25 protein-coding genes and 1 pseudogene are annotated in these 26,996 nt (G+C 39.6%); 15 read left to right on the forward strand and 11 right to left on the reverse strand.

Features of this window, described 5'->3' with window-relative positions; all coding sequences use genetic code 11:
• The first annotated feature begins 15 nt into the window (after positions 1-15).
• The 3 genes from GJU41_RS02700 to GJU41_RS25150 all read left to right on the forward strand — a co-directional run bounded on the left by GJU41_RS02700 (position 16) and on the right by GJU41_RS25150 (position 2,775).
• Positions 16-1,827 carry a BlaR1 family beta-lactam sensor/signal transducer gene (locus GJU41_RS02700; protein WP_154318306.1) on the forward strand — a complete coding sequence of 604 codons (1,812 nt, stop codon included), beginning with the start codon at positions 16-18 and terminating at the stop codon, positions 1,825-1,827.
• Positions 1,808-2,191: a penicillinase repressor BlaI gene (blaI, locus tag GJU41_RS02705; protein WP_154317942.1), complete on the forward strand. Its 384-nt coding sequence runs from the start codon at positions 1,808-1,810 to the stop codon at positions 2,189-2,191. The genes GJU41_RS02700 and blaI overlap by 20 nt, the downstream gene beginning before the upstream one ends.
• A gap of 452 nt (positions 2,192-2,643) precedes the next feature.
• Positions 2,644-2,775, forward strand: coding sequence for a hypothetical protein (locus GJU41_RS25150; protein WP_263596907.1), 132 nt, complete (start codon positions 2,644-2,646; stop codon positions 2,773-2,775).
• 8 nt (positions 2,776-2,783) lie between these two features.
• Here the strand turns inward: GJU41_RS25150 and GJU41_RS02710 are convergent, their stop codons facing one another.
• Positions 2,784-3,278, reverse strand: a complete 495-nt coding sequence (locus GJU41_RS02710) for a DinB family protein (protein ID WP_070875039.1) — start codon at positions 3,276-3,278, stop codon at positions 2,784-2,786.
• Positions 3,279-3,484: 206 nt separating this feature from the next.
• Positions 3,485-4,003: a GNAT family N-acetyltransferase gene (locus tag GJU41_RS02715; protein WP_170292745.1), complete on the reverse strand. Its 519-nt coding sequence runs from the start codon at positions 4,001-4,003 to the stop codon at positions 3,485-3,487.
• Between the two features lie 527 nt (positions 4,004-4,530).
• Between GJU41_RS02715 and GJU41_RS02720 the strand changes: the two genes are divergently transcribed.
• Positions 4,531-5,352, forward strand: a complete 822-nt coding sequence (locus GJU41_RS02720) for a squalene/phytoene synthase family protein (protein WP_070875040.1) — start codon at positions 4,531-4,533, stop codon at positions 5,350-5,352.
• A 194-nt stretch (positions 5,353-5,546) separates the two neighbouring features.
• On the opposite strand, the gene GJU41_RS02725 is transcribed toward GJU41_RS02720, so the two are convergent.
• Positions 5,547-7,142, reverse strand: coding sequence for a phosphodiester glycosidase family protein (locus GJU41_RS02725; RefSeq protein WP_154317944.1), 1,596 nt, complete (start codon positions 7,140-7,142; stop codon positions 5,547-5,549).
• A 209-nt stretch (positions 7,143-7,351) separates the two neighbouring features.
• A complete protein-coding gene (locus GJU41_RS02730) occupies positions 7,352-7,693 on the reverse strand; it encodes a YflT domain-containing protein (protein ID WP_070875042.1) in 342 nt (113 codons plus the stop codon).
• A 238-nt stretch (positions 7,694-7,931) separates the two neighbouring features.
• On the opposite strand from GJU41_RS02730, the gene GJU41_RS02735 reads away from it, so the two are divergent.
• Positions 7,932-8,648, forward strand: a complete 717-nt coding sequence (locus GJU41_RS02735) for a YebC/PmpR family DNA-binding transcriptional regulator (protein WP_070875043.1) — start codon at positions 7,932-7,934, stop codon at positions 8,646-8,648.
• Between the two features lie 370 nt (positions 8,649-9,018).
• Here the strand turns inward: GJU41_RS02735 and ystJ are convergent, their stop codons facing one another.
• The 3 genes from ystJ to GJU41_RS02750 all read right to left on the reverse strand — a co-directional run bounded on the left by ystJ (position 9,019) and on the right by GJU41_RS02750 (position 13,282).
• On the reverse strand, positions 9,019-10,245 hold the full coding sequence (ystJ, locus tag GJU41_RS02740) for an NADP-dependent malic enzyme (RefSeq protein WP_154317945.1): 1,227 nt from the start codon (positions 10,243-10,245) through the stop codon (positions 9,019-9,021).
• Between the two features lie 277 nt (positions 10,246-10,522).
• Positions 10,523-11,947 (reverse strand): aspartate ammonia-lyase, encoded by a 1,425-nt coding sequence (gene aspA / locus GJU41_RS02745; protein ID WP_396653158.1) that lies wholly within the window; start codon positions 11,945-11,947, stop codon positions 10,523-10,525.
• Positions 11,948-11,995: 48 nt separating this feature from the next.
• A complete protein-coding gene (locus GJU41_RS02750) occupies positions 11,996-13,282 on the reverse strand; it encodes a cation:dicarboxylate symporter family transporter (protein WP_070875046.1) in 1,287 nt (428 codons plus the stop codon).
• A 148-nt stretch (positions 13,283-13,430) separates the two neighbouring features.
• Here GJU41_RS02750 and GJU41_RS02755 point away from each other — a divergent pair, with 148 nt between their 5' ends.
• The 3 genes and pseudogenes from GJU41_RS02755 to GJU41_RS02765 all read left to right on the forward strand — a co-directional run.
• Positions 13,431-14,744 carry a sensor histidine kinase gene (locus GJU41_RS02755; RefSeq protein WP_083328084.1) on the forward strand — a complete coding sequence of 438 codons (1,314 nt, stop codon included), beginning with the start codon at positions 13,431-13,433 and terminating at the stop codon, positions 14,742-14,744.
• Positions 14,741-15,658 carry a response regulator gene (locus GJU41_RS02760; protein ID WP_154317946.1) on the forward strand — a complete coding sequence of 306 codons (918 nt, stop codon included), beginning with the start codon at positions 14,741-14,743 and terminating at the stop codon, positions 15,656-15,658. The genes GJU41_RS02755 and GJU41_RS02760 overlap by 4 nt, the downstream gene beginning before the upstream one ends.
• Before the next feature lie 450 nt (positions 15,659-16,108).
• Positions 16,109-16,330, forward strand: a pseudogene (locus GJU41_RS02765) (NAD(P)-dependent oxidoreductase); the annotation flags it as partial.
• A gap of 53 nt (positions 16,331-16,383) precedes the next feature.
• On the opposite strand, the gene GJU41_RS02770 reads toward GJU41_RS02765, so the two are convergent.
• Positions 16,384-17,064, reverse strand: a complete 681-nt coding sequence (locus tag GJU41_RS02770; RefSeq protein WP_070875049.1) for a response regulator transcription factor — start codon at positions 17,062-17,064, stop codon at positions 16,384-16,386.
• Between the two features lie 162 nt (positions 17,065-17,226).
• On the opposite strand from GJU41_RS02770, the gene GJU41_RS02775 reads away from it, so the two are divergent.
• The 4 genes from GJU41_RS02775 (at position 17,227) to GJU41_RS02790 (ending at position 21,661) form a co-directional block, all read left to right on the forward strand.
• Positions 17,227-18,570 carry a copper amine oxidase gene (locus GJU41_RS02775; protein ID WP_154317948.1) on the forward strand — a complete coding sequence of 448 codons (1,344 nt, stop codon included), beginning with the start codon at positions 17,227-17,229 and terminating at the stop codon, positions 18,568-18,570.
• A 63-nt stretch (positions 18,571-18,633) separates the two neighbouring features.
• Positions 18,634-19,614 carry a class F sortase gene (locus tag GJU41_RS02780; RefSeq protein ID WP_070875051.1) on the forward strand — a complete coding sequence of 327 codons (981 nt, stop codon included), beginning with the start codon at positions 18,634-18,636 and terminating at the stop codon, positions 19,612-19,614.
• 167 nt (positions 19,615-19,781) lie between these two features.
• Positions 19,782-20,111, forward strand: coding sequence for a DUF6054 family protein (locus tag GJU41_RS02785; RefSeq protein ID WP_070875052.1), 330 nt, complete (start codon positions 19,782-19,784; stop codon positions 20,109-20,111).
• Positions 20,112-20,191: 80 nt separating this feature from the next.
• On the forward strand, positions 20,192-21,661 hold the full coding sequence (locus GJU41_RS02790) for a phospholipase D family protein (RefSeq protein ID WP_070875053.1): 1,470 nt from the start codon (positions 20,192-20,194) through the stop codon (positions 21,659-21,661).
• Between the two features lie 34 nt (positions 21,662-21,695).
• Here the strand turns inward: GJU41_RS02790 and GJU41_RS02795 are convergent, their stop codons facing one another.
• The gene (locus GJU41_RS02795) at positions 21,696-22,295 is read right to left on the reverse strand and encodes a short chain dehydrogenase (RefSeq protein WP_070875054.1); all 600 of its coding nucleotides are present in this window, start codon (positions 22,293-22,295) and stop codon (positions 21,696-21,698) included.
• A gap of 222 nt (positions 22,296-22,517) precedes the next feature.
• Between GJU41_RS02795 and GJU41_RS02800 the strand changes: the two genes are divergently transcribed.
• On the forward strand, positions 22,518-23,867 hold the full coding sequence (locus GJU41_RS02800; protein ID WP_170292697.1) for a polysaccharide deacetylase family protein: 1,350 nt from the start codon (positions 22,518-22,520) through the stop codon (positions 23,865-23,867).
• A gap of 312 nt (positions 23,868-24,179) precedes the next feature.
• Positions 24,180-25,367, forward strand: a complete 1,188-nt coding sequence (locus GJU41_RS02805) for a CaiB/BaiF CoA transferase family protein (RefSeq protein ID WP_070875056.1) — start codon at positions 24,180-24,182, stop codon at positions 25,365-25,367.
• Between the two features lie 127 nt (positions 25,368-25,494).
• Here the strand turns inward: GJU41_RS02805 and GJU41_RS02810 are convergent, their stop codons facing one another.
• Both GJU41_RS02810 and GJU41_RS02815 read right to left on the reverse strand, forming a co-directional pair.
• The gene (locus GJU41_RS02810; protein WP_070875057.1) at positions 25,495-25,758 is read right to left on the reverse strand and encodes a YiaA/YiaB family inner membrane protein; all 264 of its coding nucleotides are present in this window, start codon (positions 25,756-25,758) and stop codon (positions 25,495-25,497) included.
• Between the two features lie 188 nt (positions 25,759-25,946).
• Positions 25,947-26,339 carry a DUF948 domain-containing protein gene (locus GJU41_RS02815; RefSeq protein WP_070875058.1) on the reverse strand — a complete coding sequence of 131 codons (393 nt, stop codon included), beginning with the start codon at positions 26,337-26,339 and terminating at the stop codon, positions 25,947-25,949.
• A 132-nt stretch (positions 26,340-26,471) separates the two neighbouring features.
• On the opposite strand from GJU41_RS02815, the gene GJU41_RS02820 reads away from it, so the two are divergent.
• Complete coding sequence (locus GJU41_RS02820) at positions 26,472-26,987, forward strand: GNAT family N-acetyltransferase (protein WP_070875059.1); 516 nt, start codon at positions 26,472-26,474, stop codon at positions 26,985-26,987.
• Positions 26,988-26,996 lie beyond the last annotated feature (9 nt).

Here is a 26,996-nt window from a genome sequence, read left to right on the forward strand (position 1 = left end):
TTGGTGTTGAAGAACATGTTTTTAACTCATTTTATAATAGGTCTATTGGTGTCTTCATTTTCCGTTACTGTTATTCTACTTATACGAAAATGGTTTGGAAGACAATTAACAGCAAAATGGTCCTATCATTTGTGGATGTTTCTTTTTATGGCTTTAGCACTTCCATTCATACCTACTGATTTATATAATTTTAGTTCTCTATTTAGCAGTGTGGATACATATCAGACTAATGCACCCAGCTCTAATACTGAAACAACTGGAAACGATATGATACAGGGCCTACACCTAATACAAGACTTTTCTGTATCGGTCAATCGGATGAACCTGGCCTTACTTAATATGGGAGTGATGGGTTTATGGATGTCAGGGATGCTTTTATTTACCTTTACTATGGTTCGTGGATGGCTCCGACTTAGAAGGATAAAGAATTATTCTTCTGCGTATTCCAATCAAGAAGTTCTCGTGCTTTTCGAAGAATGCAAGAAAAGACTACAGATTAAAAAATCAATAAAGATTGTTATTTCGAAAAGAGTCCAATCTCCAATGATATTCGGACTTTTTCAAACATATATCGTCTTACCTTCTCAGCATGAAAACTGGCTTAGCTTGAAAAATTACGAGTATATCTTTCTTCATGAACTGAATCACTATAAAAACAAGGATTTGCTGACAAATTACGTGATATTGTTCTATCAAATCATTTATTGGTTTAATCCCCTTGTCTGGCTTGCTTTTAGAGAAATGAGATTGGATCGGGAAATCGCATGTGATACATCTGTTTTACAGTTACTAGATGATAATTCATTTAGTGAATATGGAAATACAATCATAAATTTTTTGGATCTTTCAAAACGGTCAAGTAAGCTACAGTTAGTGACACAATTAAAAGGTTCGAAGCTTCAAATCAAAAAACGAATTGAACACATTTCTGCCTATAAGCATTCTGTAAAAAAATCAATAAGAAAAAGCGTCTTTATTTATGTGTTGGCCAGTTTCATTTTGACAATCCAATTACCTTTCGTTTCCGCATTTGCGACGGAAAACGACCGATACAATTTTAATAATGACGGAGTAGTTTATGAGGATTTACACCAATTCTTTAAAGGGGATGAAGGAAGCTTTGTTTTATATGATCATAACGCACAGCAATATCGCATTTATAATGAAGAGAAAAGTACGTTGCGGGTATCACCTGATTCCACATACAAAATCTATAGTGCCTTATTTGCACTAGAATCAAATGTGATATCACCCGAAGAATCCACCCTTTCATGGGATGGGACGGAGCAACCCTATGACGCTTGGAATATGGATCAGGATGTCTCATCTGCTTTACAAAAATCTGTAAACTGGTATTTCCAAGAATTAGATCGTAGAACAGGATTTGAAACAATACAATCCAATCTACAAGAGATAAACTATGGAAATTCCGATGTATCTGGGGGATTTGGTGAATTCTGGCTCGAATCCTCATTAAAAATTTCTCCAGTCGAGCAAGTCCAACTGCTGCAAGCCTTTTATTACAATCAATTTGGATATAAGGAAATGAATATCCAAGCTGTGAAGGAAGCACTACTCTTAGAAAAGAATGAAGAAGCTCGCCTATCAGGAAAAACAGGTACAGGAGCAGTGAATGGAAAAAACATCAATGGTTGGTTTATCGGATATGTAGAGACGAAGAACAATACTTATTTCTTTGCTGCCAATTTACAAAATGAAGATGATGCATCTGGAAGCAAGGCAGGAGAAATTACTTTATCAATTTTAAAAGATTTAGGAATCTATAAAGAAAATGGAGGGGAGAAATATGGAGAAAAACATTCCTAATATATCAGAATCAGAATGGGAAATCATGAACGTGCTTTGGGATAAAGCCCCTCAAACAGCGAATGACATCATATTTTCCTTACAGGAGAGTACCGATTGGAAGCCGAAAACCATACGCACTCTTCTCGATCGATTGGTTCAAAAAGATGTAGTAGGTGTTAATAAAAATCTAAGAGTTTACACATTTTACCCGCTCTATACACAGGAAGAGTGCCAGCGTGCCGAGACCGAATCATTTATCAACCGTATCTATGGAGGTACCCTGAAATCCATGCTTGTCCAATTCATTCAGGAAGATACCCTATCTGATGATGATATCAGTGAACTACGCTTTATATTAAATAAGAAACCTAAAAAGGAATAATATTAAAAAGTCGATTTGAACTAATTCCAAATCGCTTTTTTCGGTCGAAATCGAAATAGCAGGGGACATATTTCCATGTAATTATCGCTTTCTTGCTCAGATTATAAAAGAATCGTTTTCTTCTCTGTAAATACACCCGTTAGTCATAAACTAAAAAAACAAGTGTAGAGCTACACACGAAAGGAGCAGTTAACTATGAAGGATGTATTTATTCAACTAAATCCCTCTAAGAAAGGAATAACTCTGGATTTCTAGCTTTTTCTTAAGATTTCATCTAGATTTATTTTAATTAAACATCAAAGTTATCGATTTAGTTGAAAACAAAGATATTTTTGCAGTGTTAGAGGCAAAGTCTTTAACTATCTAACCACTCCTAACCAAAAAGTGGTTACCTAGTAAAAGTATGGTTGCACTGGTGGATGTCCACATGTCTCATGGAGGTCAACCCTCCCATGTCTCACAGAGTCTATGCTTCAAAATTCCTTCGTCCAACCTTCCATGAGGGGATGTCAGTTATTGCTGCCAGACAGGATCAGAGTCCGTACTTTAATAGTTTTACACCCATGCTTCAAATGTCTAAATAATAATATCTTTAAAAGCTGCGTTTCCCTGGCCAAGCTCCTTGTAGTTTACTAAGGAATACAATTTGTCCAATATGATATGCGTCGTGCATTGCTAAACTCTTCAGTTCAAGCACTAATGAATTATCTTCTCCCGGGATCTGTCTATACAAATCTTCATGTTCTGATTTTGCTAGTATTTTTCCAAGTTTACGATGAACATAAAAGTATTCTTGTTTTGTTTCCTTCCAATTTTCTAACGTCTCAGTTGGTAATCGAAATGTAGATTCATTATTTTCTGCCTGAGGTTCATTCGCTGTTTCACCAAGAAATCGCATCAGAAATCTCTTTTCATAGAAAAGTAAATGACAAACTAATTCCCAAATGGAATTCATTGCCCCATCAGCTGGTTTCCAAATTGCCTGTTCAAAAGTAATATCCTCTAGCACTTTTTCAAGTGGTGGAAACCAGTCTTCTTCATCTAAGCAGCTTGCCCATTGCTGTAACAAAAGTGTCTTTACATTCATTTTCTATTCCCTCCAATTTAATCCCTTTGGTCAAATTTCATTTGCGGCGTTTTGTAGATAGTTCACTAATTAAGGTGTCATGCAAATTCTTGTTCAATTAAACTGCCCTTTACTTCAATAATAAGAGACGACACTTTGTTAAGCAATCGCCCCCGGTTGTTGAAAAGTCTTTTTGATGAATAGCACCAACAAATATTATAAAGCTTTCAATTTGAATTTATTTTCATACGCCAATTATTGCAATGCATTAAGTTACCTGGTGGGTACTCAAATTCGCAATCTGAAATAAATGAAAAGTTGAGCTTTCGACAAATAGCATTTGAAGCAGGATTTTCAACTGAAGGGAAAGCGTGTATGGATTTATATCTCTTCTCTCTAATTGCTTCATCAATTGCCAGCTTAACTGCAATAGTTGCTATCCCTCTAACTTGAAACTTTGGTAGTACGCTCCATCCAATTTCATAAACACTTTCATCGTTCCAAATTGTTTGCCAATAACCAACAGAACCAACCGCTTCAAAATCAGGAGATCGGGAAATGCTAAACATTTTCCCTTTATCACCAAGTTCAAGATACCGTTTGTGCCGTTTTAAAATCTGTTGATTACTTTCCGAGCCTCCCAGATGTTCCATCATTTCTGGGGCATTTATTTTAACAAGTAGTTCAAGATCTTTATCTTCCCAAATATTAATTTGAATTTGTCGTTCTCCAATTCGTTTTAAAATATCTATCAACTCCTTAAACTTCAGTTTTCATTTTAATATTTTTCTAAAGCTCCTTCTTCAACAATCCTGCCATTTAATTGAATAACTGATATTTCCATTTTAACATAATTGTCCAATATCCTGACTCAAATATATACCAAAAAAACACCATTTTAACTGCTAAATAGTGTGTGAATTTCTCTGCGAATTCATTTGCATTTTTCACTGCAATTTGCATTTTTCTCCTCCAAAACGGAACCTGTTAATTTGCCATAGGTGGTTTTTTTATTTTACTGTTCAAATATATCAGAAAGAAGGATTACAGATAGTTACCCTCTTTTTGCAACTTTTCACTGTCTGGCTTTTTACAAGGTATAAATTGAAAAAGAAGGAAGACTAGCTGCATATAAGAGTTAGGTAATAAGATGCTGTTTTAATGGTATTTGAGAGATTTTTTGTAATAATGAATAAATACATGTTAGACTCCTAATAAAGAAACTACTAATACAGCTTGAAATAAAGGGACAAAAAAAGGAGATAGTACAAATATGAGTGAAACAGCAAATTTACATAGCGACGCTAGAGACATGTTGATGGCAACAAGCCGGACCTTCTTTATTCCTATAAGCCTTTTATCACCTGGATTAAGAGAAACTGTTACATCCGCTTATTTATGCATGAGAGCTATTGACGAAATTGAAGATCATCAAGAGCTCCATGCCGAAACAAAAAGTAATCTATTGCGTTCAATCAGCCAACTCTTGCAAAAACCCTTTAATAATAACGAGTTAATAGAAATTTTACATCCATATAAATCTCTTCTTCCGGATGTTACATTACGTCTTGGTGACTGGATCAAGCTTTGTCCGCCAACAATTGCAGAGAACATATTAAATGCAACATCCACGATGGCGAAAGGGATGGCTGACTGGGTTTTAAAAGAGTGGCGGATAAAGGATGAGGAGGATTTGGATCAATACACATTCTACGTGGCTGGTTTGGTTGGAGTCATGCTCTCGGATATTTGGAAGTGGCATGATGCAACAGAATCAGATAAATCACTAGCTATAGCCTTTGGCCGCGGCTTACAGTCCGTCAATATCCTTCGTAACCGGTCAGAGGATTTAGAGAGAGGGGTAGATTTTTTTCCTGATGGCTGGGAGCTAGAAGATATGTTTAATTATGCCCGGCGAAACCTGGCTCTTGCGGACATTTACTTGGAGAAAATAAACCCTGGTCCAATCCTTAATTTTTGCAAAATCCCGATAGCTCTCGCACATGGAACACTTGATGCTTTGATCGAGGGAAAGGAAAAAATGAGCAGAACTGCTGTAACTGAGATCGTTAGTCAGGTAGTAAGCAAACAATAGTCAGATATTCATATTAAGACAAGTTCGATAAAAGAGCATGATAGATAAAACAGTGGAATCTAACAAGATATCCACTGTTTTTAATTTTGCTGGATATAGAACCATTCAAAATTTTATTCCTTTTTTATACGAAAATTTGCTTGGCAGTCTATCTTTCCCCGCATATCAAAGTTTCTTTTCCTGTCCTCTCGCAGTTAACGAGGTAACAGTAAAATCCCATCACCGACTGGACGTTCACCAGAAGTATCAGAAGGTGTACTTACCAACTTCTGATTAACTGTCATGGTTGTGGAGCCGCCGCCGTCAAGATTTAGGGCGTTTACGGCACCTAAAGATTTTAGTAGTTGTGCACTTTCTTTGAAGTTAGCTCCAACGCTATAACCTGGTTTTCTTCCATCAATGGTTACTAAAAGAATCGTACCATCAGCTTTAACTCCAGCTGCGGTCCGGGGATGACGTCTCTGGCCGAACTGATAAAAGAACTCTGGGTTATCAGGCTGGTGAAATCCTTCTGCAGTTGAAGGAATGTCTATCTTTTTATCACGTATGAGCCTTGGCCCGCCATTGATGATTCCAATTCCTTCTCTTGAAGGAATGGAGCCTTCTTCTGTAAACATCTTTTTCTTGATCTTCACCTTTTCTCCATCTTCCAGATGAGCTTGAATCCACTGTGCATTTTCAGCCGTGCCTGATAAAACGGTACTTCCTTCAGGAATTTTGCCTCCGCGGACATCTCTGATTTCTGTCACGATCCCTTTGCTGTTGATGACGGCTTCAGCACCGGCGCCAGAAGGAGTATTTGTTCCAAAGTGTGAAGAATACTGAATCAATTCGCTTGAATCTGTACATGTATAGTCGTGTTTTGGTTGATTGGTTTCTTTATCACCGACTCCGCCGCATCCGCGAATAAGCCCTGGGACGCGGTTAAGGCCATCTATTTCCTTTATGTCACCATCAATAGATTTTATGCTGAATTTTGTATTTACCGCAGAAATGGAGGCACGATTTTTCTCGTTCAAAATAAGGCTAGTTCTGCCATTTACAGCCTCGCTGATCAGCTTGCCATCTACCATAGAAATACCTGCAAGGTCACCTTCAGTTCCATCTTCAGGTCCCATTACAAAATATCCGCCGTTAATGCCGCCTAATGCATTCAACCTCTTTGACATACTAGTCAGCTTTTCTTTACCCGGGACTTGGTCATTCGCTATAACAGGCGATATATGGCCTGTAAACATTTTGGGGTTTATCTCAAGAACATGAACAACCCATGGTCCTGTGGTCGCATCTCCATCTTCTCCAGAAAAAACAATCTTAGAATCTTTGTAACCGTTTGATGCCAGTTCCTCTTTTAATATCTTTGCTTGAGACTCTGCTTGATATGGACCGATTCTCACTAAATATCCAAGCGGTTCTCGTTTCTGATCATCTTGTGCTCTTTCATTGATTGTATGAATAAATGAATCATAGCCTTCTGAAGCCAACTTTTCTTTGAGTTTTATTGCTTCTTTGTTTGAAGTAAGGAAATCCACATTTACCATAAAAGCATCTTTATGATTATCTTTTCCGTAAACAAGTCTAGAAAATGTTGCCCCGTCCTGTAATTTTTGTGATTCTTTTGTTTCATACTTCATAAATGGTGATTGAGTTTCTGCTTTTACAGTTTTCGTTTGAAGATTGTAAGCATCGGTAAGAGATGGAGCTGAAAGCAAAAATAATGCTGTGAAAGTTATTTGAGAAATCCTTATTAATCCTTTTTTCTGAGATTGAAATAGTGGTTTCTTCATCATTTCCTCCCTTAGTGTTGTGTCTACTTCACTTTACTAAAATGTTATTAAGCTAAAGTAAAGGGGATATTATGTGTTTATGAACATTTGTTTACAGAGTTAGAATCAGAAGGGGTTTAAAAACATTCTTAAACTCATTAACAAACAAAAATGCTCTAGCAAATTTTTTTGCTAGAGCATTTTAAAATTATTTAATTTATCAAGAAGATAAATCAAAATGTCACTTCGTCCTGATTCCTAACAACTAAAAGTGTCTTTCCTTTATCCAATTCTTCTTCAAGCTTTTCAGCCATTTCTTTTTCAAAGCCGATCTCTTCCATTTTCACGCGGAGTTTATCGCCTTTGCTGCGGAACACATTTTTTAGGGCAGTTCCGACGCCGGTTACGCCTACTCCAATTTTGTTGGCATCTGTTTCTTTGCGGTCTCGTCTCACATGGTCATTGTCATGTGACAGAATATAGATGTCGTCATCTCTGATTCCATCATGTCTTAGTGTATCAATCGATTTGCTTAATTGCTCGTCATCGTGGAATACTTTGAATTTCGGTTTCATTTGTATCGCCTCCATAGGTTAGAGATACCCGCTCTAGTAACTGGGTAAACAAGAGATTGTTCTGGCAGATTCTTCAAAAGAGCAGCGGCACTTCTTTTTTCAGCAAGTAACTCGTGAAAAATCGCATGAATTTGATATAATAGATTGAATGAAGTAAATAACTAGTTTTAATTGTGCAGCCAACTTTTTATAGGCATCGAAATGGCCTTTTATATGAATGGAAAGAGAGTGAAAGAATATGGGTCGCAAGTGGAATAACATTAAAGAGAAAAAAGCGTCAAAAGATGCAAACACAAGCCGGATTTATGCAAAGTTCGGGCGTGAGATTTATGTAGCAGCAAAGCAGGGCGAGCCGGATCCAGAATCAAATCAGGCTTTGAAAGTAGTCCTTGAGCGTGCAAAAACATACAGTGTCCCAAAAGCGATTATCGACCGCGCGATTGAAAAAGCTAAAGGCGGTTCAGAAGAAAGCTATGATGAACTCCGTTACGAAGGGTTTGGACCAAATGGATCAATGGTTATTGTGGATGCCTTGACTAACAACGTAAACCGTACAGCATCAGATGTTCGTGCTGCTTTTGGCAAAAACGGCGGCAACATGGGAGTGAATGGATCTGTTGCCTATATGTTTGACGCAACAGCTGTTATTGGCATTGAAGGCAAAACAGCGGATGATGTGCTTGAGCTGTTAATGGAAGCAGACCTGGACGTGCGCGATATTATGGAAGAAGAGGATTCAGTCATTGTTTACGCAGAACCTGATCAGTTCCATGCTGTTCAAAAAGCATTTAAAGATGCCGGTATTACAGAGTTTTCAGTTGCAGAGCTGACGATGCTTGCACAAAATGACATGGAGCTTCCTGAAGATGCACAGTCACAATTCGAAAAAATGATTGATGCCCTGGAAGATTTAGAAGATGTTCAGCAGGTTTATCATAATGTGGATTTAGGTTAATAACGGCAGAAAGAAGAAAAATACAGAAGAAAACGGGTACTAAAGTGCACAGCAATTTAGTACCCGTTTTTTTTATTTTAAAGTTTGAACAAGGCATCGACTTTTTTTGTTTCTTCATCTTACATTCCTTTGACAGATTCATAAAAACGATATTCTTATTAAGAATAAATATATCAACTAATGTTTCTAAATTGCTTTTTTTTATCTATCTCGCAACACTCATATCTTTAATTGCATAGAAAATGCCTATTATAGTCATATTCAGCTTGCCTATGAAATAAGAATTTTGCAGTTTGCAATGAGCAGCATCTATCTTATTCAGTCTGCTTAGTCGCTATCTATTTTTCGATTTAAATATAATAAGAGTGTATTAATCATTTAGGGATAATAAGTGTTTTTTAATGTCTTCTGGGTTGATAGTTGTTCGTGCCACTCCACTGTCTATTGCCGCCTGAGCTACAGCTGCTGCAACGTGAGCCGCAACTCTGCGATCAAATGGATCTGGAATGACATAGTCTGAATGAAGCTCTTGATCTGGAATGAGTTCGGCAATAGCATAAACTGCTGCTAACTTCATTTTTTCATTGATTTCTGTTGCGTTTACGTCCAGCGCACCGCGGAAAATTCCAGGGAAGGCAAGAACATTGTTGACCTGGTTCGGAAAGTCGGACCGACCTGTACCGACTACTTTAGCACCCAAATCTTTTGCTTCTTGAGGCATAATTTCCGGGATTGGATTAGCGAGTGCAAAAATGATTGGATCATGATTCATGGACAGAACCATTTCTTCATTGATAGCACCGGCAGCCGATACACCAACAAAGACATCGGATCCAGCCATCGCATCTATTAATGTGCCTTGTTTCTGCTCTAAATTCGTGATAAGTGCCATTTCTTCTTTAAAAGGATTCATGCCGAGAGGGCGACCTTTATAGATAATTCCTTTTGTGTCACATAAAATCACATCTTTTACACCCATTTGCAGTAAAAGCTTCACAATCGCTACACCGGCTGCACCTGCTCCATTGACAACAACACAAATTTCTTCCAACTTCTTACCTGCAAGCTTAAGGGCGTTAATCAACCCAGCTGCTGTTACAATCGCTGTTCCATGCTGGTCGTCATGAAATATAGGGATGTTGCAAGCTTTTCGTAATTGTTCTTCAATCTCAAAGCATTGCGGTGCTGCAATATCCTCCAAGTTAACGCCTCCAAAGGTAGGCTCTATCAATTTAACGAATTCCACTATTTTTTTAGGATCAGTCGTATTGAGGCAAAGAGGGAAGGCATCCACATCGGCAAATGATTTAAAGAGAAGGGCTTTTCCTTCCATTACAGGCATTGCAGCACGCGGTCCGATGTTTCCTAACCCAAGCACAGCCGTACCGTCTGATACGACCGCCACAAGATTGCCTTTCATGGTATAGTCATATACTTTTGATTCATCATGATGTATCTCCATGCACGGTTCTGCAACGCCAGGGGAGTAAGCAAGACTTAAATCATAGGCGTCACGCACCGGAACTTTCGAGTGAACACCAAGTTTTCCTTTATTTTCTTTATGCATCTGCAGCGCTTTTTCACGTAGACTGTTCATCTTTTTGTTTCTCCTCTCGCATATTGGCTGAAAAGGGGGGAAGGCTGAAGAAAGGGTATTTCTTCAGGCCTTCTATATCTCTCTTAATCTCGTATGATCATAATTGTTTTTTATCGCATTTAGGCTTTTCCGTTCTTACATCTTGTATAAGCTCATAAAGGTTTTCATAAAAGCACTTAACAAGAACCCGCTGGGGAGATTGACATCCGCTAATACGAAATCATTGACATAGATGTTTTAATCCATGTCCAATGATTTATTCGGATTTAAACAGCGGCTACTCTCTTTCAAAAAGGGCAGCACCTGCAATCCCCGGGTTTGTCATCTCGTAAGGATTTAAAATGAGATCAAGCTCTTCTGCTGTTAATACATCATATTGAAGGCATAGCTCGCGTACAGATTTTCCATTTAAAATGGCTTCTCGTGCGATGCGTGCAGCCACTTCGTATCCAATATGCGGATTTACAGCTGTAATAATTCCTGCGCTTTTTTCTACATATTCTTTTAACCGGTCTTCGTTTGCTTCAATGCCTGCAAGGCAGTAATCGGTGAATGAACGAAATGCATTGTTCATTATACTGATTGATTGTAGTAAGTTGAATACAAGCACAGGTTCCATCACGTTTAGTTCAAGTTGACCTGCTTCAGAAGCCAAACAGATTGTATGGTCGTTGCCAATTACCTGAAATGCCACTTGGTTAATCATTTCCGGCATAACCGGATTTACTTTTCCCGGCATAATCGATGAGCCTGGCTGTCGAGCCGGCAAGAAGATCTCCCCAAATCCCGCGCGAGGGCCTGATGCCATTAAACGCAGGTCGTTGGCAATTTTCGACATGTTCATCATACATACTTTTAGGGCGGCAGAGACTTCTGTGTAGGCATCCGTATTTTGTGTTGCATCAACAAGATGCTCTGCACCTACGAGAGGAAGACCGCTGATGTCCGCTAAATGCTTGACCACATTTTTGATATAGCGAGGGTCTGCATTTAAGCCTGTGCCAACGGCTGTTGCCCCCATATTTACTTCATACAGATGCTGGCGTGATTGTTGAATGCGTTTGATATCGCGCTCTAATACACGGCTGTAAGCTTCAAACTCTTGGCCAAGTCGGATCGGTACCGCGTCTTGGAGATGTGTACGGCCCATTTTAATGACATGATCGAATTGCTTCGCCTTTTTTTTAAACACTTCCTGCATATATTGCATTGTGTCTAACAACTTTCCAACTAAATTAAGTGTTGCAATATGAATTGCGGTTGGAAACACATCATTCGTTGATTGTGACATATTGACATGGCTGTTTGGGCTCAACTCAACATAGGCCCCTTTTTCTTTGCTGAGCAGCTCAAGTGCACGGTTCGTAATAACTTCGTTTGCATTCATATTCATGGATGTACCGGCACCGCCTTGGATCGGATCTACGATAAACTGGTCATGCCATTTTCCTTCAATGATTTCGTCTGCTGCCTGAACAATCGCATCTCCAAGGCCTTTATATAAACGTTTCACATCCATATTCGCGAGCGCAGCCGCTTTTTTGACGATTGCCAATGCTCTAATTAATTCCTCGTGAATGCGATAGCCTGTAATCGGAAAGTTTTCCACAGCCCTTAATGTTTGTACACCGTAATAGGCATTAATAGGCAATTCTCTTTCACCCAAAAAATCTTTTTCTTTTCGTACATGTTCGTTTTTCAAGTTGAACTCCCCCATCTATATCTTGCTCACTTATGATGTTAAGAAAGATTATGCTGCATTTGTTTGATTACTGGCTTCAAGTGATTTGATATAATCTTGCGCTTTTTGTTCATTGAATTGACCTTCCCATTTAGACATGACAATGGCCGCAAGAGAGTTTCCTATCACATTGACCACTGTTCGTGCCATATCTAATACACGATCCACACCTGCGATAAAAGCTAATCCTTCCATCGGAAGTCCCATTGCGCCGAGCGTAGCCAAGAGCACGACAAATGAGGCACCAGGTACGCCAGCCATTCCCTTTGAAGTTACCATCAGAACTAACACAAGGGTCAGCTGTTCTGGAATAGACATGTCAATTCCATACATTTGTGCGATAAATAAAGCTCCAATCGCTTGATAAATCGTCGAGCCGTCCAAATTAAAAGAATACCCTGTCGGAATGACAAAAGACGTTATAGCTTTTGGACAACCGAAGCGCTCCATTTTTTCCATTAGTTTTGGCAGCACCGCCTCTGAACTTGCGGTAGAAAAAGCGAGTACCATTTCATCTTTCAAGATTTTCATGATCGTAAAGATATGGGTGCCGCACCATCTTGCAATTAATCCTAGTACAATCAATACGAAGAAGATCATGGCACCGTATACCACTATTACAAGCTTGCCAAGCGGAATAAGGGACGCAAGTCCAAATTTTGAAACCGTGACGCCGATTAGGGCAAATACCCCAAACGGTGCAAACTTCATTACTTGATTTGTCACCCAAAACATGGACTCGGCAACACCCTCAAAGAAGGTCAAAACTGGCTTCCCTCTTTCACCGAGTGATGCTACCCCAAGACCAAACAATACTGAAAAGAAAATAATCGCAAGCATATCGCCCTTCATTAAGGACTCAAATATGTTCGAAGGTACGATGTTAACGAAAGTATCGGCAATTCCATGACTATTTTGTTCGTTGGCTGAATCGACATATTGATCGATGCTGGCCGTACCTAACTCATCCATTTGAATGCCTGCACCAGGCTGTACAATGTTTGCAGCCAGCAACCCGACGATAATCGCAAGGGTTGTGATGACTTCAAAGTATAGAATCGTTTTGCCGCCAAGTTTTCCAAGCTTTTTTATATCACCCACGCCGGCAACACCGACAATTAATGTTGCGACGACAATCGGCACGACAATCATTTTAATTAAGCGAATAAAAATATCTCCAATCGGCTGGAGGAATCCTTCAATATTTGGATTTCCATAAAAGGCAGCTCCAACCGCGATTCCTAAAATGAGACCAATTACAATCTGCCAAGCTAAACCAAGTTTTAGTTTTTTCATCCCATCCACCCCTTCAAGTCTATTACCAATATGAGTGTAAGCGGTTACCTACAATAACCTACTGAATCATACGAAAACCTACAAATACTTATAAAAAAATAAAAAAAATTTCTCATAACTGTTTCAACTTTCCAAAGGTTTGAGTACAATGTGTAATGTTTGTACATTATTTGGTATGGAGGTGTCCGAACTGAAGGAACGAATTTTAGCCGTTTTATTGATGATGATTGCCGTACCGCTCGCTGGAGAGTTTAAATTCTATCCGTTCAATGATGCATTCCGCGTCAGCCTGGGGACACCGGCATTTTTCTTGTTTTTGTTATGGAACAGGGGCATTCACCCGTATATTGCAGGGGTCTTGACTGGGACAAGTGTGTTTGTGTTTCGGTTTTTGCTTTCGGTCATTATCAGTGACATACCGGTTGAAGAGGCAATCTACCGTCATCTTCCGGTATTGCTTTATTACGCCATGTACGCTTTCATTTTTCATATTACAAAACTGAATGAGCAGCATAACAAGCCGTTTATGATTGGATTACTAGGCGTGGTCATTGAATTTTGTGCAAGCTTGTCGGAAATGGCGATTCGATCCTCGTTAGCGGATCAGATCATTTCATTTCACGCAATCAAACAGATTATCTTTATCGCGTTTATTCGAAGTTTTTTTGTACTTGGTTTTTTTAACATTATTAAACTGAGAGAAGCAAAATTGGCAGAGGAAGAGCAGCGCAGACAAAACGAGCAAATGCTGCTTTTCATTTCGAATTTGTATGAGGAATCTGTTCAGCTTAAGAAAACGATGCAAAATGCAGAAGAAATCACCCACAAATGTTATGATTTTTATCGCAGGTTGAAATCGGGAGATTCCCATGGTCATGAGGCTCAAACAGCATTGCAAATCGCAGGTCTCGTGCATGAAATGAAAAAAGATAATCAGCGAATTTATGCGGGACTATCAAAGTTGATGAACTCTGAAAAGCTAGAGGACTACATGAGCATTGAGCAGCTGAGTAACATTATGTTTGTTTCAAATAGAAGGTATGCAGAGTTATTGAATAAACACGTTTCGTTTTCTCTGCATGTAGAAGGGGAACATCCGCCATATCAAGTAAACATGGTATTATCATTGATAAATAACTTGATCGGAAATGCGTTAGAAGCCATTGAACAAGAGGGACATGTATCGTTGTATGTCATTCGAAGAGACCGGATGGTAGAATTTCAAGTTTGTGATAATGGACCAGGCATTGAGCAAAAGCTGAAAGAAGTCATTTTTAAAGAGGGGTTTACAACGAAGTATGATGCTTGGGGCAATCCTTCTACAGGCATTGGACTTTCGTATGTGAAACAAACCGTTGACAAGCTTGGCGGACATATTAAGCTAATAGATAGTCATAAAGAAACCATATTTGTCATCGGGCTTCCGATTGATGCGATGATACAGAAAGGACAGGTCAAATGAATTACTTCATTATAGACGATGATCCAGCTATTAGAGCAATGCTGACAGACATGATTGAGGATGAGGATTTAGGCAAAGTGGTGGGTGAAGCAGAAGACGGATCATTGGTGGACAATGGGAAGCTTGCGCTTAAAAAAGTAGACGTGGTGCTCATGGATTTACTGATGCCAAAGAGGGATGGAATAGAAACAATTCGTGTCCTTTCTTCTGAATTCCAGGGGAAATTTGTGATGATTTCTCAAATGGAGGCAAAGGAGCTCATAGGGGAAGCATATAGTTTAGGAGCAGAATACTACATCACAAAGCCGTTAAACCGCCTTGAAATAGCAGGAGTGTTAAAAAAGGTAAACGAGCGGGTGATTTTGGAAAAATCAATTCGGGGCATTCAAGAATCGTTAACATTATTTACAGGTCATCAGTCGCCGCCATCCAGCTCTTCTCATACAAAAAATATAATCGAAGCAGGCCGTTCATTGATTTCGGATTTGGGGATGATCGGAGAAAGCGGCAGTGAAGACTTGATGAAAATTTTAGAATTCCTGCAGGCTGATAAACAAAAGAATGGATCTTCCTACATCTTTCCGCCTCTAAAGGAAATATTTTATGGAAATGCCCAAAAAAAGCTTGGAGAACAGGCTGCCGAGGCGGAAGTACAAAAAGAAATGAAAGCCTCCGAACAACGGGTTCGCAGAGCTATTTACCAGGCGCTAAACTATATTGCCTCTTTAGGATTAACAGATTACACGAATCCAAAATTCGAAGCATATTCATCCACATTTTTCGATTTCTCGGAAGTCCGAAAGAAAATGTTGGAGCTTGAAGATAAAAGTGAACGAAGCACCAATCAAAGCCGAATCAACATGAAAAAATTCATTCAATCGCTCTATATAGAAGCGCAGCAATTGGTGGATTAGCAAATAAATTTGTTTCTTGCAAATTGCAGGGATTATAAAAGTGCTGCAGTCATGTTGTAACAAGGTGCGCGTTGTTACTAAAACATGTTCAGAAACGAACTATAAACCAGGGGGGTTCGCCGAAACTTTCATATTCAAATAGATAGGGGAAGTACCCGTCACGTTAGTTAGCTAACGTTCCCTGAGACTCCGATATGCATAAATAAATACCATTTATTTTGTATGAAGCTCGGTTTGCGCCAGAACCTAAGATGAAAATGAATACTAAGGGTTTTTAGGAAAGTAGCCTGCTGACCTAACAAAAGAAGAACACGATAATTTTAGAATTAGAGCATGAACATCAGAGATCGTGTTCTTTTTTGTATCAGCAGTTAATCTTGATTTAGAATATTCTGCCCATACCTTGCTGAGTGAACTGTACTATGGAAAAAAACGGTATTAACCTCTTAAATGGCTTCTTCACGAAACCTTTTTGCCGGTGTTTCATGGACAAAGACCTTAGAGAATGAAGGGGAACAAGTTCCACAGCTTGTGGAAGCAGGAATAAAACAATTTGCAGGAAAAGAAATTAAGGGTAAGACTCTTGGTATAATTGGATTTGGTGCAATTGGTGCCCTTATAGCGAACGATGCGATTGCTTTAGACATGGATGTGATTGGATTTGACCCATTTCCCGGCATGGTTGGAAAGATTACCTCAGCCATCTCAAGCTATGATTTAGCTGCTCAATTCTCGATTTCAAACTTATAGCCTACGCTCCATACAGTCTGAATCAGCTTTGCCTCATCCTTTAATTTTAGCCGCAGGGTTTTGATATGGGTATCGACTGTTCTGCCGGTGCCTTTGTAATCGTCTCCCCATACAGCCTGAAGCAGCTGATCGCGTGAAAAAACGGTTCCTTTATTTTTAGCGAGCAGGGACAGCATGTCAAATTCTTTAAGGGTTAAGGAAAGCGGCTTGCCATGGATATATGCACGGTAGGCCATGGAATCCAGAACGAGCGGGCCTATAGATAATTCTGAAGTCTGTTTGGCAGAGTAGTTGGCTCTTCTTAAAACGGATTCAATTCGCGCGAGCAGCTCTCCGGGATGAAACGGCTTGACTATGTAATCATCCCCGCCAAGGTTAAGACCGTGAATTTTATCCCATTCCTCTCCTTTAGCAGATAAAAAAATAAGCGGGATGTGATAAGACTTCTTTAATTCTTCTGCAAAAGCAAATCCATCCATAAAGGGCATCATGACATCCACAAGAATAAGGTCTGGTTCTTTTTTTGAAATCAGTTCGAGAGCTTCCAGGCCATTGGAAGCTTCCAAAACGGTATAGCCATCTTTGTTTAAAAATGTCTTAATCAATGATCTCATCGGTTCTTCATCGTCTATTATCAAAATCGTCGGTTCATTCATATTGAGTTCCCCCGCTGTTCTAATCATTCGAAAACTATTCTCTCAAGTCATTTTATAGGAATAAAAGAAAATAAACAAAAAAAGTGATCCATATGGAAAACCCTCTCGTTATCCTTAACAAGAAGTTCAAAAAGAGCTCAAAAAATTGAGGAGAGTGGAATCATGAAAATTAAGAAGTTATTAGTACCAGCACTTAGCTTATCATTACTAGTCCCAGCTTTTGGAACAGCCAAAGCAGAAGAAATGAAGCCGACAGTTGGTACGCCGGCCGCTCAACTTAGAGCAGATTTAGACTATCTCTTATCTGAACACTTCGTTTTAGCCGTATCGGCCATGACAAAATCGTATGATGGTGCAAAAGCTGCAGAAGCCGCAAATAAAGCACTTGATCAAAACGCTGCTGACATGACGCCGGCAATTGCTTCGGTATATGGAGAAGAAGGCGCAGCTGAATTTGAGAGAATCTTCAGAGGCCACAATGATTACACAGCAGATCTAGTAAACGCAGCAAAAGATAAAGATGAAAATGCCCGTGCAGAAGCTGAAAAAGAAGTTGCGGAATTTGCAGAAGAATTCTCTGCTTTCTTAGGAACAGCAACTGAAGGCAAGCTTCCAAAAGAAGCAGCTGAAGAAGCGGTAAAAGTTCACGAAGCACAAGTTCTTGAAGTATTTGATAACTACGTAGAAGGTGACTATAAAGAAGCGAATGAAACGTTCCGCGAAGGGTACAAGCACATGTACGTCATCAGTGACGCAATAGCAGGAGCTATCACGACTCAAATGCCTGAAAAATTTGAAAACACAAAATCAGATACTCCTGCAGCAGATCTTCGTTCAACATTAAGCAGTCTTGCAGCTGAACATTTCGCATTGGCAGCTACAGGCATGCAAAAAGGTTTTGACCAAAAAGAAGATTACGACTTCGTCAGCTGGTCTGAAGATGCAAACACGGCAGACTTCAAAGCGGCAATCGGCTCTATCTACGGCGAGGAAGGCGCAGCACAATTTGAAAAAGTATGGCAGGGCAACCATATCAATGCACAGGCTGAAATTGTAACAGCCACTCTTGAAGGCGATGAAGCAAAAGTAAACGAAGCAAAAGCTAAGCTTGATCAGTTTGCAATGGATTTTGGTGCATTCCTTGATGCAGCTACTGGTGAAAACCTTCCTGCCAAAGATGCAGAAAGTGCCATAAAAGCGCATGAAGCACTTGTCACTCAAACATTTGACCAGTACGTTGCTGGAGACTACGATGCTTCTTACCAATCATTCCGCGAAGGATACAAATTCATGTTTGGCGTAGGACAAACATTGGGAAATGCAATAGTAACGCAAATGCCCGACAAATTTGCAGCTTCAGAAATGCCTGAAGATATGCCGAAAACAGGAATGGGCGGAGCAAGCGAAGCATTATCTGCTTCTGCTATGACATTTGCAGGTCTTGGTTCACTCCTTGCTCTTACAGCACTGTTTTTGGTTCGAAGAAAATCAGCTAATCAACAATAATAAATATAAAGTGGAGAGAGGGAGACCTCTCTTCTTCTTCAATAAAAGAGGTGTATCGGTCCTATGAAAAAAATCATCTTTCTTACAATCAGCAGTCTTATCTGTTTTATCCTCGCAGGCTACAACTATGGTATTTTTCCAAATCAGCAATCCTACCAAAAACAGTCCCCTAAAACAGCAGAGCAAACGAAAGTTCAGACTGAGAATGCAGCCGCTGAATCTGAAAACGCGGAAAGCCCATTAACAAATGAGTTTACTCTATTAAAATCCGAAGTTAAAAAGCTGACAGATGCACAAGCAAGACAATCGGCTCGAATGAAAGGCATAACTCCTGTTAAAGTAGAAATCCCTTCAATAAATGCAAAAGCGAACATTGAGCAGGTAGGTATTTTAGAAAACGGACAGATGGGAGTCCCTCAGGAAATCAATGATGTCGGCTGGTTTGAACCGGGGGTAAAACCTGGAAGCCGAGGAAGCGCTGTTCTAGCTGGACACGTGGACAGCAAAACAGGACCTGCCATCTTCTTCAACTTAAAAGACTTAAAGCAGGGTGATGAAATAATCGTGACAGATGAAAAAGGAACGTCCCTGACTTTTATTGTGAAAAATCAAGAGAGCTATCCGCGGGGATCTGCTCCTATTGATGAAATCTTTCAAACGGAAGAAGGACAAAATCTAAACCTGATTACATGCTCAGGCACATTCAACCGATCAGATGGTACACATGAAGAAAGACTTGTCGTGTTTACTGAATTAAAAAAAGAAAAAGAAATCAAGAAAGAAGCACCTCCTGCTTCACCTGAAAATGTAGAGATAAATGGCACGTTTATTACATGGCACGCGGTACGAAAAGAAAATATCGTAGGTTACCGAATTTACAGAGGAGATAAAAATGGCAGCAGGTTTGAAAAAGCCGGAAGCATCTCGGCACATGAACGAAAAAGCTTTACTGATGAAAACGCCGCAGATCACACTTATTATGTAACCGCCATTGATGCTTATGGGCAGGAATCAAAGCCTTCTGAAATCGCAGCCGTAAAATAAATATTTTTTTTAAAAACCGATCTGATACAAGAGATCGGTTTTTTTGCACTAACTGACGCGAAAGCAAGTGACTTTCATTTTGTCATGTCTTTTACCTGAAACTTTTCAGCCAAAATCAGCGTATATAAGTCATACGAAACTCACTTTTAGAAAAAGGATTGATTCTCATGCTGGAATTTACTACAAAGATCTCTCCATCTGAATGTGCGAAGATTCTGCGGCAGCAATCTTATACGGGACAGAACCTTGTGCACGAGGAATATCACGAACTTTGCGACGGAAAGCAGATTTGTACAATGGTTTTTGACAGATATTATTTGCGCACCAGCAGCCGGGCCTCATTAACGGTCATTCTCGAAAATCTTTACGGTTCCAATAGAGTGAGATGTATTTCTGCGGGAAGCTCTGAAAGTATGTTCAAATTTGATTGGGGAGCAGGGAAAAATTTTTCACAGTGGGCTGAAACGATCCTCGAGCGTTATATAGTGAAAGGATAAAAATGTATGAAAATGGAAGAGGGTTCTGCTGCTTTTAAGAGAATATAGTCATTTATCCACCTAAGGTAAGGAGAGTCAACATGCCCAAACCAGTCATAAATGAGCATTCCGTTGTCCGTAAAAAACAGAAGAGAAAGGTGATTCTTGGCACCATTTTGCTGCTCATGCTGCTGTCAGTAAGTGTTGCTGTTTATCATTATTTAAAACCGCTTCCTGCAGGCATCTCACACGAAGGAGACATTCATTCTTCCGGTCAGGTTGAGTTTTTATATGATTTAACGTATGAAAACGAAGGAAACGTCACTCATAATCAGGTTATTTTTGATCAAATTGAGAACATGATTGACGAAGCTGACGATTTTATCCTAATGGATATGTTCCTGTTTAATGATGAATATGACCGATCAGCGAGCTATCCTGCTTTATCACGGAGTTTAATGGAAGCTTTAATAGATAAAAAAAAGCAGGACCAAGAAGTGGAGATAACCGTTATTACAGACCGCATCAATACCTTTTACGGTTCATATCCGTCTGAAATTGCAGAAGAACTCGAAGAACAGGGAATAAAGGTTGTCTTTACAGATCTTAAACCCCTGAGAGATTCGAATCCTTTTTATTCTGGAGGTCATAGAACGTTTCTTCAATGGTTCGGGACCTCAGGCAGCGGTTGGATTCCGAATGCTTTCAGTCCCGACTCTCCTGATGTAACGCTTAGATCCTATCTCGATCTTCTAAACTTTAAAGCCAACCATCGCAAAGTAGTGGTCAATGAGAAAGAGGGTCTTGTAACTTCCGCCAATCCGCATGACGGCAGCTCCCTGCATTCCAACATGGCATTTGTTGTCAAAGGAGAGATATTGAGAGAACTTGTTCAAACAGAAAAGGCTGTTGCAAATATGTCGGGAGCAGATGTAAACCTTAACGAAAGTGCAGCTGTCTTTGAGCAGGGAGAAACTGGTGATTACGATGTTCAGCTTTTGACAGAAGGTAAAATAAAAAAGCATCTTCTTGATGAACTGAAAAAGACGAAGAAACAAGAGAAAGTGACTGTTGGAGCGTTTTATTTATCAGACCGGGATATTGTCACAGAATTGCTTGCAGCTTCTAAAAGAGGAGCTGAGATCAAGCTTATTCTTGATGCCAACAAAGATGCATTCGGACGCGAGAAGAATGGTGTTCCAAACAGACCTGTCGCTCATGAACTAGTAACGGAATCGGATCAAAAGATTCAAGTCCGCTGGTACAAAACGAATGGGGAACAGTATCATACGAAGCTTGTCTTATTTGAGAGAAATCAAGAGGACACAGTGATTGGCGGCTCTGCCAATTTTACAAAACGGAATCTGGGTGATTTTAACCTAGAAACGGATTTGAAAATAACGGGTCCAGCTGACACTGGTATAATGGCGGATATTGAAGAATATTTTTATACGATTTGGAATAACAAGTCAGGTATTTATACAGAAGATTATGAGGTCTTTGCAGATGATTCGCTCGGACTTCGCTTCTTGTACCGCTTTCAGGAATGGAGCGGCATCTCAAGCTTTTAACAAAAACGGCAGCCTGTGAGCTGCCGTTTTCCTTTTAATACACCTTATACGTTTGCCCCGTTTGAGCGCCAAGGACACTCTTTTTATAAGCAAGTGCTACATCCGCTGCAGCAACCGGTTTAAAGCCCTGAAAAAATTCAGCATACTTATCCATGGATTCAATCAGGACATTGGGACTTACGTTATTGATTCTGATACGGCGCGGCATTTCGATGGATGATGCTCTGACAAACGACTGAATTCCGCCGTTCGCCATGGCTGCGGAAGCTCCTTTAAGAATCGGATCATCCATCATGACTCCGCTTGTGAGAGTAAAGCTGCCTCCGTCGTTTACAAAAGGAATGCCGAGTAAGACGAGGTTGACCTGACCTTTTAGTTTGCTCATGATTCCTGTTTCATTTAATTCAGGCGTAAGCTCTTCAAGGGGTGCGAATTGTGCTCTTCCGGCAGCGCTGACAACTGCGTCTACTTTGCCCACAGCTTCATACATCTTTTTTATGCTTTCGGGAGAAGTGAAATCTACTTCCACATCAGCGCCGTTACGGCCTGCTCGAATGATTTCATGATCTGTACCAAATTCTTTTACAATCGCATTTCCGATTGTTCCGCTTGCACCTACTAGTAATAGTCTCATTGAGCTGCCTCCTTATTGATGATTCTGGTTTCTATTATATCTTCCATTTATCTGTTCTTCCAATCATTTAAGCTGGAATTAATGGTTGCTCTCTTTTCTTTCTTTTATAATGGTGGAAGCTTCAATTAATTATCGAAAAAGAAAGAGTGTTAACACGTGAAACCAACTAAACTAACTTATTTTCTGCTTTTCTTCTTCATTACTGCGGGAGGAATTTTTATTTTGTCTGAAACCAGAGGGCTTGAACAAAGCAAAATAGAACCAAGTAATGAGACGAAGGAAAAAGCAGCATACCCCGGAGTTGAAATCATCTCGAAAATTGAAGACGAAAGCTACTTCCATACTGCCGTTCATTATCCATCATTTAAGGATATTGAACTTAATAAAGAAATAGAATCCTATGTTCAGAGGGTAAAGTCGGAGTTCAGAGAATCAGTCCATCTGACAGGGCAAAAGCATTTTAAAAATAACCCAGCTTATCTTTCACTGACATTTGACGTTTATAAAGTGGATGATGAGGTGTATTCGTTTGTCTTTTCAGAAGAAAGCTATACGGGCGGAGCCAATGGGAATCAGATAGCCAAAGTCTATATGGTGAATCTAAATGACAGCGAGTTTATTAAAGGAAACCAAGTGTTAAAGGATAATAAAGAATCAAGGGATTTTTTGTATTCATATTTAAAGAATGCCTTTGAAACTTCTGAGGATTACAGTCCTTATTTTTTTCAAGAGGAACTTAGAAGCTGGGTCTATGATCCGGACAATACATTCGATCATGTTTATTTAAGAGAAGATTCCTTAGTCTTCAAATTCAGCGAGTACGAAGTCACAGCCGGAGTTGCGGGAATGCCCGAGATTGTCATTCCATTCGGTGAGACGGGGCGAGTTTTGAATGATAAGTGGAAAAAAAACCTTGAGCTGAAGGAAGAGACAGAGGCTGAAGATGAAAACGCTGAAAATGAAGATCAAGAAATGCCTGAGGTTCAGCCCGAAGAAAACAATGAAGCCTCTGAAAATAAAAAACAAGTAGCGCTTACTTTTGATGACGGTCCACATCCGCGCTACACGCAGATGGTTTTGAATACGTTGAAAAAGCACAACGCCAAAGCAACGTTTTATGTGCTTGGAAGCAGAGTAGACTTTTATCCCGACCTTGTGAAACAAATAGCCGAACAGGGAAATGAAGTCGGAAATCATTCATGGAGCCATAAAGATCTCACAAGATTATCCCCTGAGTTCATTCGTGAAGAAATCAAGCAAACGAATGAGGCAATTGAAAAAGCGGCCGGAGCAGCGCCAAACACCGTCCGCCCTCCATATGGCGCCCAAAACGAGACAGTCAAGGAAGTGATCGGACTTCCAAGTATTTTGTGGACAGTTGATACACTGGATTGGAAAACAAAGAATGCAGGCGACATCCTGAAGCAAGTAAAAGAGAATACGAGAGACGGATCCATCATCTTAATGCATGATATTCATCAATCGACCGCAGACTCCCTGGATCAGGTTTTGACTTTTCTGGATCAGGAAGGGTATGAACTTGTAACGGTGTCAGAGCTTAAGGGTTTGTAAGTGGGAAAGCAGCTTTATGTGGAAGCTGCTTTTTTTAATGTGTGCACTTAATTAATAACAGAATAGCAGATTGAAAAATTCAGAACATTCAGCTATAATGACATTACCAATCCGATGACAGCAAAAACCTTGCTGCATAGCCGGAATAATGCGTAGCATGAGTACTAAATAAAAATGGCACCTTATTCATTTGATCTTCTTTTGCAGGAAGACGAGCCTTGAGTTAAGAGCCAGTGAAACTGCAATGTTTGCACATTGCTTGTTTTACTGGCTCTTTTTTATGTATAAATCCAAAGAAAAGAGGCAGATAAAATGGGAAGAGCATTAGAAGGAGTAAAAATAATAGATTTATCCCGTGTGTTAGCCGGCCCCTTTTGCACCATGGTTCTTGGAGATTTAGGGGCAGAGATTATTAAAATTGAGCATCACGAATCTGGTGATGAAACAAGAGCTTGGGGGCCGCCGTTTATTAATGGGGAAAGTGCATATTATTTATGCGCGAACAGAAATAAAAAAAGCATCACTCTTAATCTTAAATCAGAAAAAGGAAAAGAAATTTTTCATCATCTTGTCTCTTCTGGAGATGTTGTGGTTCAAAATTTTAAAACAGGGACATTAGAAAAAATGGATTTAGGCTACGAACAATTAAAAAGGAGTAATCCATCACTCATCATGGCTTCGATTACAGGGTTTGGATTAAATGGACCTTATAAAGATTTGCCTGGCTACGATTATATCATTCAGGCAATGAGCGGATTAATGAGCATCACAGGTGAATCAGAAGGAAAGCCGGTGAAAGTCGGGGTTGCAATTGCAGATGTTTTAACAGGTTTATACACATGCATTGGAATTATGACAGCTTTGTATCACCGAGAAAGAACAGGAGAGGGTCAGGAAATTGATATTTCATTAATGGACTGTCAAGTTGCTTCATTAATCAATGTGGCCAGTAATTTTTTATGCAGCGGAATTGAACCTGTCAGGCTGGGAAATCAGCATCCAAACATTGCACCTTATCAAGTATTCTCAGCGCTGGATGGGGATTTCGTCGTTGCAGTTGGAAACGATGATCAATTTCGAAGGTTTACAAGTCAGTTGGGAGTGCCTGATTTAGCAGACATGAAAGAGTTTTGTACGAATGAAGCAAGAATTCAAAATAAGGATCGTTTAATTACGATTTGTGAGGATATTTTAAAGAGAAAAACCAGAAAAGAATGGAAGGAACTGTTTAATAGCAGCGGAATACCAAACGGTCCAATCAATTCAGTAAAAGAAATGTTTGAGGATCCTCAAATGAAAGCGAGGGAGATGGTGGTGAAGATGAAACATCCTCTCATTGAAGATCTTAAATTAACAGGATCTCCTTTAAAACTATCTAAAACTCCGGTAACTATGAATAAATACCCTCCATTATATGGAGAACATACGGACGAACTCCTGCAGCAATTAGGGTATAGTATAGAACAAATTTTTCATTTTAAACAAAATAACATTATTTAAGAGGAATACATAGCGAAATGGCATCAGCATTTTTAAAATTAGACAGTCAAATTAATTGGGAAATTCTGATGCTTACTTTAGCATAAAAAAGAAGGCACACTCCTGCACCTTCCAAATTGCCAGTCTATTAATCCAGCGATTTTCCGATATTCTGCTTCCGTTCCTGCTCAGCGATCAATTCGTCATCTTCGGCGTTATCTCTTGTTACTTTCTGAGTAAGAATGGCTCCGACTGCAACGAGCATCATAACGGCAATGTAGTATCCTTTTTCATTCAGCTGAAGATTGTCTGCGTTGTAAAGACCGATACAAAATAATGCGACACCTGCAAAAAAAGTGAAATAGGCTAAAAAGGTGAATGCCGGCGTGTTTCTTCTTCTGTACTTTTGCATATTTATGACCTCCCTGATAGTAAAGTTATGTAGGTAATGACTTAGATATCATACCATAATTTACCTAAAGTGAAACCTGAGGATTGTAAAATTTTTGTTGATTTTCAAGCCGCAAAGGGATAGTAATTCCATCCTAATGGAAAGTAAATGCAAAAAGAACGATTTGCCCGCAGCAAATCGCTCTTTTTTTACTTCACATTAATATGAACAGGCCCTTTGATCCGGACTGGAGGTTCGTTTACTGAAATTTCGGTGCGCGGCGGCCGTTTTCCCCCGAAGACGGCACCTACCTGTTTAATCGAGCTTGTGACATTGTGTATCATTTCTCCCACATCCTGTGCAGATTCAAGCAGGGGATCGACCGTTTTGATTTTTCCTTTTACGTCAACGGTAATCTGATTAGCTGTATGTATCAGCTGCTCTGCTTCTTCTGTCAGGCTGTTAACCGCGTTTCTGACCTCAGCAAGTGTCTTGTTTGTTTCATCAAGTGTGACCATCCCTTTTTTTAATGTCCCGACCAGATTGACAGCAAGAAAAATAAAAGCGCCTGATGCTCCTGCTACACTCAATTTAATAAGCATTTCTTCACTCCTTTTTACTTTCACTTTATGTTTTTCCGGGACCGTACATTCCTATATTTAATTGATAGAAATTTTATGGGAAGATGAGGTAAACTGTTCTTAATGAAGTCACCCATCGAAAGGAATAAATAAATGATAAAAATCAGACAAGAAGCCCCTTCAGATATCTCAGCCATAAAAAAAGTAAATGATGCAGCATTTGGTCAGGAAAATGAGGCAAATTTAATTCATACAATCAGAAAATCTCCGTCCTTTGTGCCAGAACTTTCTCTTGTTGCAGAAAACGAAGAAATTGTCGGACATATTTTGTTCAGTAAAATAACAATCGAAACGGAAAACGGCATAGAGTTTCCTTCACTCGCTTTAGCGCCTATGGCGGTTAAGCCGGAATTTCAGAAAGAGGGAATTGGATCACAGCTTGTACGCGCGGGACTGAATCGCTGCAGAGAACTTGATTATGATTCAGTCATTGTCCTTGGACATCCGGAGTTTTACCCAAAGTTTGGTTTTGTGCAAGCAAGCAGCAAAGGAATTAAACCGCCGTTTAAAGTTCCGGATGATGTGTTTATGCTGATTGAGTTAAAGTCAGGTTCGCTTGATGAAGCAGCTGGAGTTGTGAAATATCCGCCTGCTTTTACAAATGTGTGATCTCGGCCT

The organism is Metabacillus idriensis (assembly GCF_009674765.1).
GTDB classification, from domain to species: Bacteria; Bacillota; Bacilli; order Bacillales; family Bacillaceae; genus Bacillus_P; species Bacillus_P idriensis.

What these genes read in the sequence shown, in the direction of transcription:
- GJU41_RS02700 (WP_154318306.1), top strand. Translation starts at nt 16, where the DNA reads ATGTTTTTAACTCATTTTATAATAGGTCTATTGGTGTCTTCATTTTCC.
- blaI (WP_154317942.1), top strand. Translation starts at nt 1,808, where the DNA reads ATGGAGAAAAACATTCCTAATATATCAGAATCAGAATGGGAAATCATG.
- GJU41_RS25150 (WP_263596907.1), top strand. Translation starts at nt 2,644, where the DNA reads ATGTCTCACAGAGTCTATGCTTCAAAATTCCTTCGTCCAACCTTCCAT.
- GJU41_RS02710 (WP_070875039.1), bottom strand. Translation starts at nt 3,278, where the DNA reads ATGAATGTAAAGACACTTTTGTTACAGCAATGGGCAAGCTGCTTAGAT.
- GJU41_RS02720 (WP_070875040.1), top strand. Translation starts at nt 4,531, where the DNA reads ATGAGTGAAACAGCAAATTTACATAGCGACGCTAGAGACATGTTGATG.
- GJU41_RS02725 (WP_154317944.1), bottom strand. Translation starts at nt 7,142, where the DNA reads ATGATGAAGAAACCACTATTTCAATCTCAGAAAAAAGGATTAATAAGG.
- GJU41_RS02730 (WP_070875042.1), bottom strand. Translation starts at nt 7,693, where the DNA reads ATGAAACCGAAATTCAAAGTATTCCACGATGACGAGCAATTAAGCAAA.
- GJU41_RS02735 (WP_070875043.1), top strand. Translation starts at nt 7,932, where the DNA reads ATGGGTCGCAAGTGGAATAACATTAAAGAGAAAAAAGCGTCAAAAGAT.
- ystJ (WP_154317945.1), bottom strand. Translation starts at nt 10,245, where the DNA reads ATGAACAGTCTACGTGAAAAAGCGCTGCAGATGCATAAAGAAAATAAA.
- GJU41_RS02750 (WP_070875046.1), bottom strand. Translation starts at nt 13,282, where the DNA reads ATGAAAAAACTAAAACTTGGTTTAGCTTGGCAGATTGTAATTGGTCTC.
- GJU41_RS02755 (WP_083328084.1), top strand. Translation starts at nt 13,431, where the DNA reads ATGTGTAATGTTTGTACATTATTTGGTATGGAGGTGTCCGAACTGAAG.
- GJU41_RS02760 (WP_154317946.1), top strand. Translation starts at nt 14,741, where the DNA reads ATGAATTACTTCATTATAGACGATGATCCAGCTATTAGAGCAATGCTG.
- GJU41_RS02770 (WP_070875049.1), bottom strand. Translation starts at nt 17,064, where the DNA reads ATGAATGAACCGACGATTTTGATAATAGACGATGAAGAACCGATGAGA.
- GJU41_RS02775 (WP_154317948.1), top strand. Translation starts at nt 17,227, where the DNA reads ATGAAAATTAAGAAGTTATTAGTACCAGCACTTAGCTTATCATTACTA.
- GJU41_RS02780 (WP_070875051.1), top strand. Translation starts at nt 18,634, where the DNA reads ATGAAAAAAATCATCTTTCTTACAATCAGCAGTCTTATCTGTTTTATC.
- GJU41_RS02785 (WP_070875052.1), top strand. Translation starts at nt 19,782, where the DNA reads ATGCTGGAATTTACTACAAAGATCTCTCCATCTGAATGTGCGAAGATT.
- GJU41_RS02790 (WP_070875053.1), top strand. Translation starts at nt 20,192, where the DNA reads ATGCCCAAACCAGTCATAAATGAGCATTCCGTTGTCCGTAAAAAACAG.
- GJU41_RS02795 (WP_070875054.1), bottom strand. Translation starts at nt 22,295, where the DNA reads ATGAGACTATTACTAGTAGGTGCAAGCGGAACAATCGGAAATGCGATT.
- GJU41_RS02805 (WP_070875056.1), top strand. Translation starts at nt 24,180, where the DNA reads ATGGGAAGAGCATTAGAAGGAGTAAAAATAATAGATTTATCCCGTGTG.
- GJU41_RS02810 (WP_070875057.1), bottom strand. Translation starts at nt 25,758, where the DNA reads ATGCAAAAGTACAGAAGAAGAAACACGCCGGCATTCACCTTTTTAGCC.
- GJU41_RS02815 (WP_070875058.1), bottom strand. Translation starts at nt 26,339, where the DNA reads ATGCTTATTAAATTGAGTGTAGCAGGAGCATCAGGCGCTTTTATTTTT.
- GJU41_RS02820 (WP_070875059.1), top strand. Translation starts at nt 26,472, where the DNA reads ATGATAAAAATCAGACAAGAAGCCCCTTCAGATATCTCAGCCATAAAA.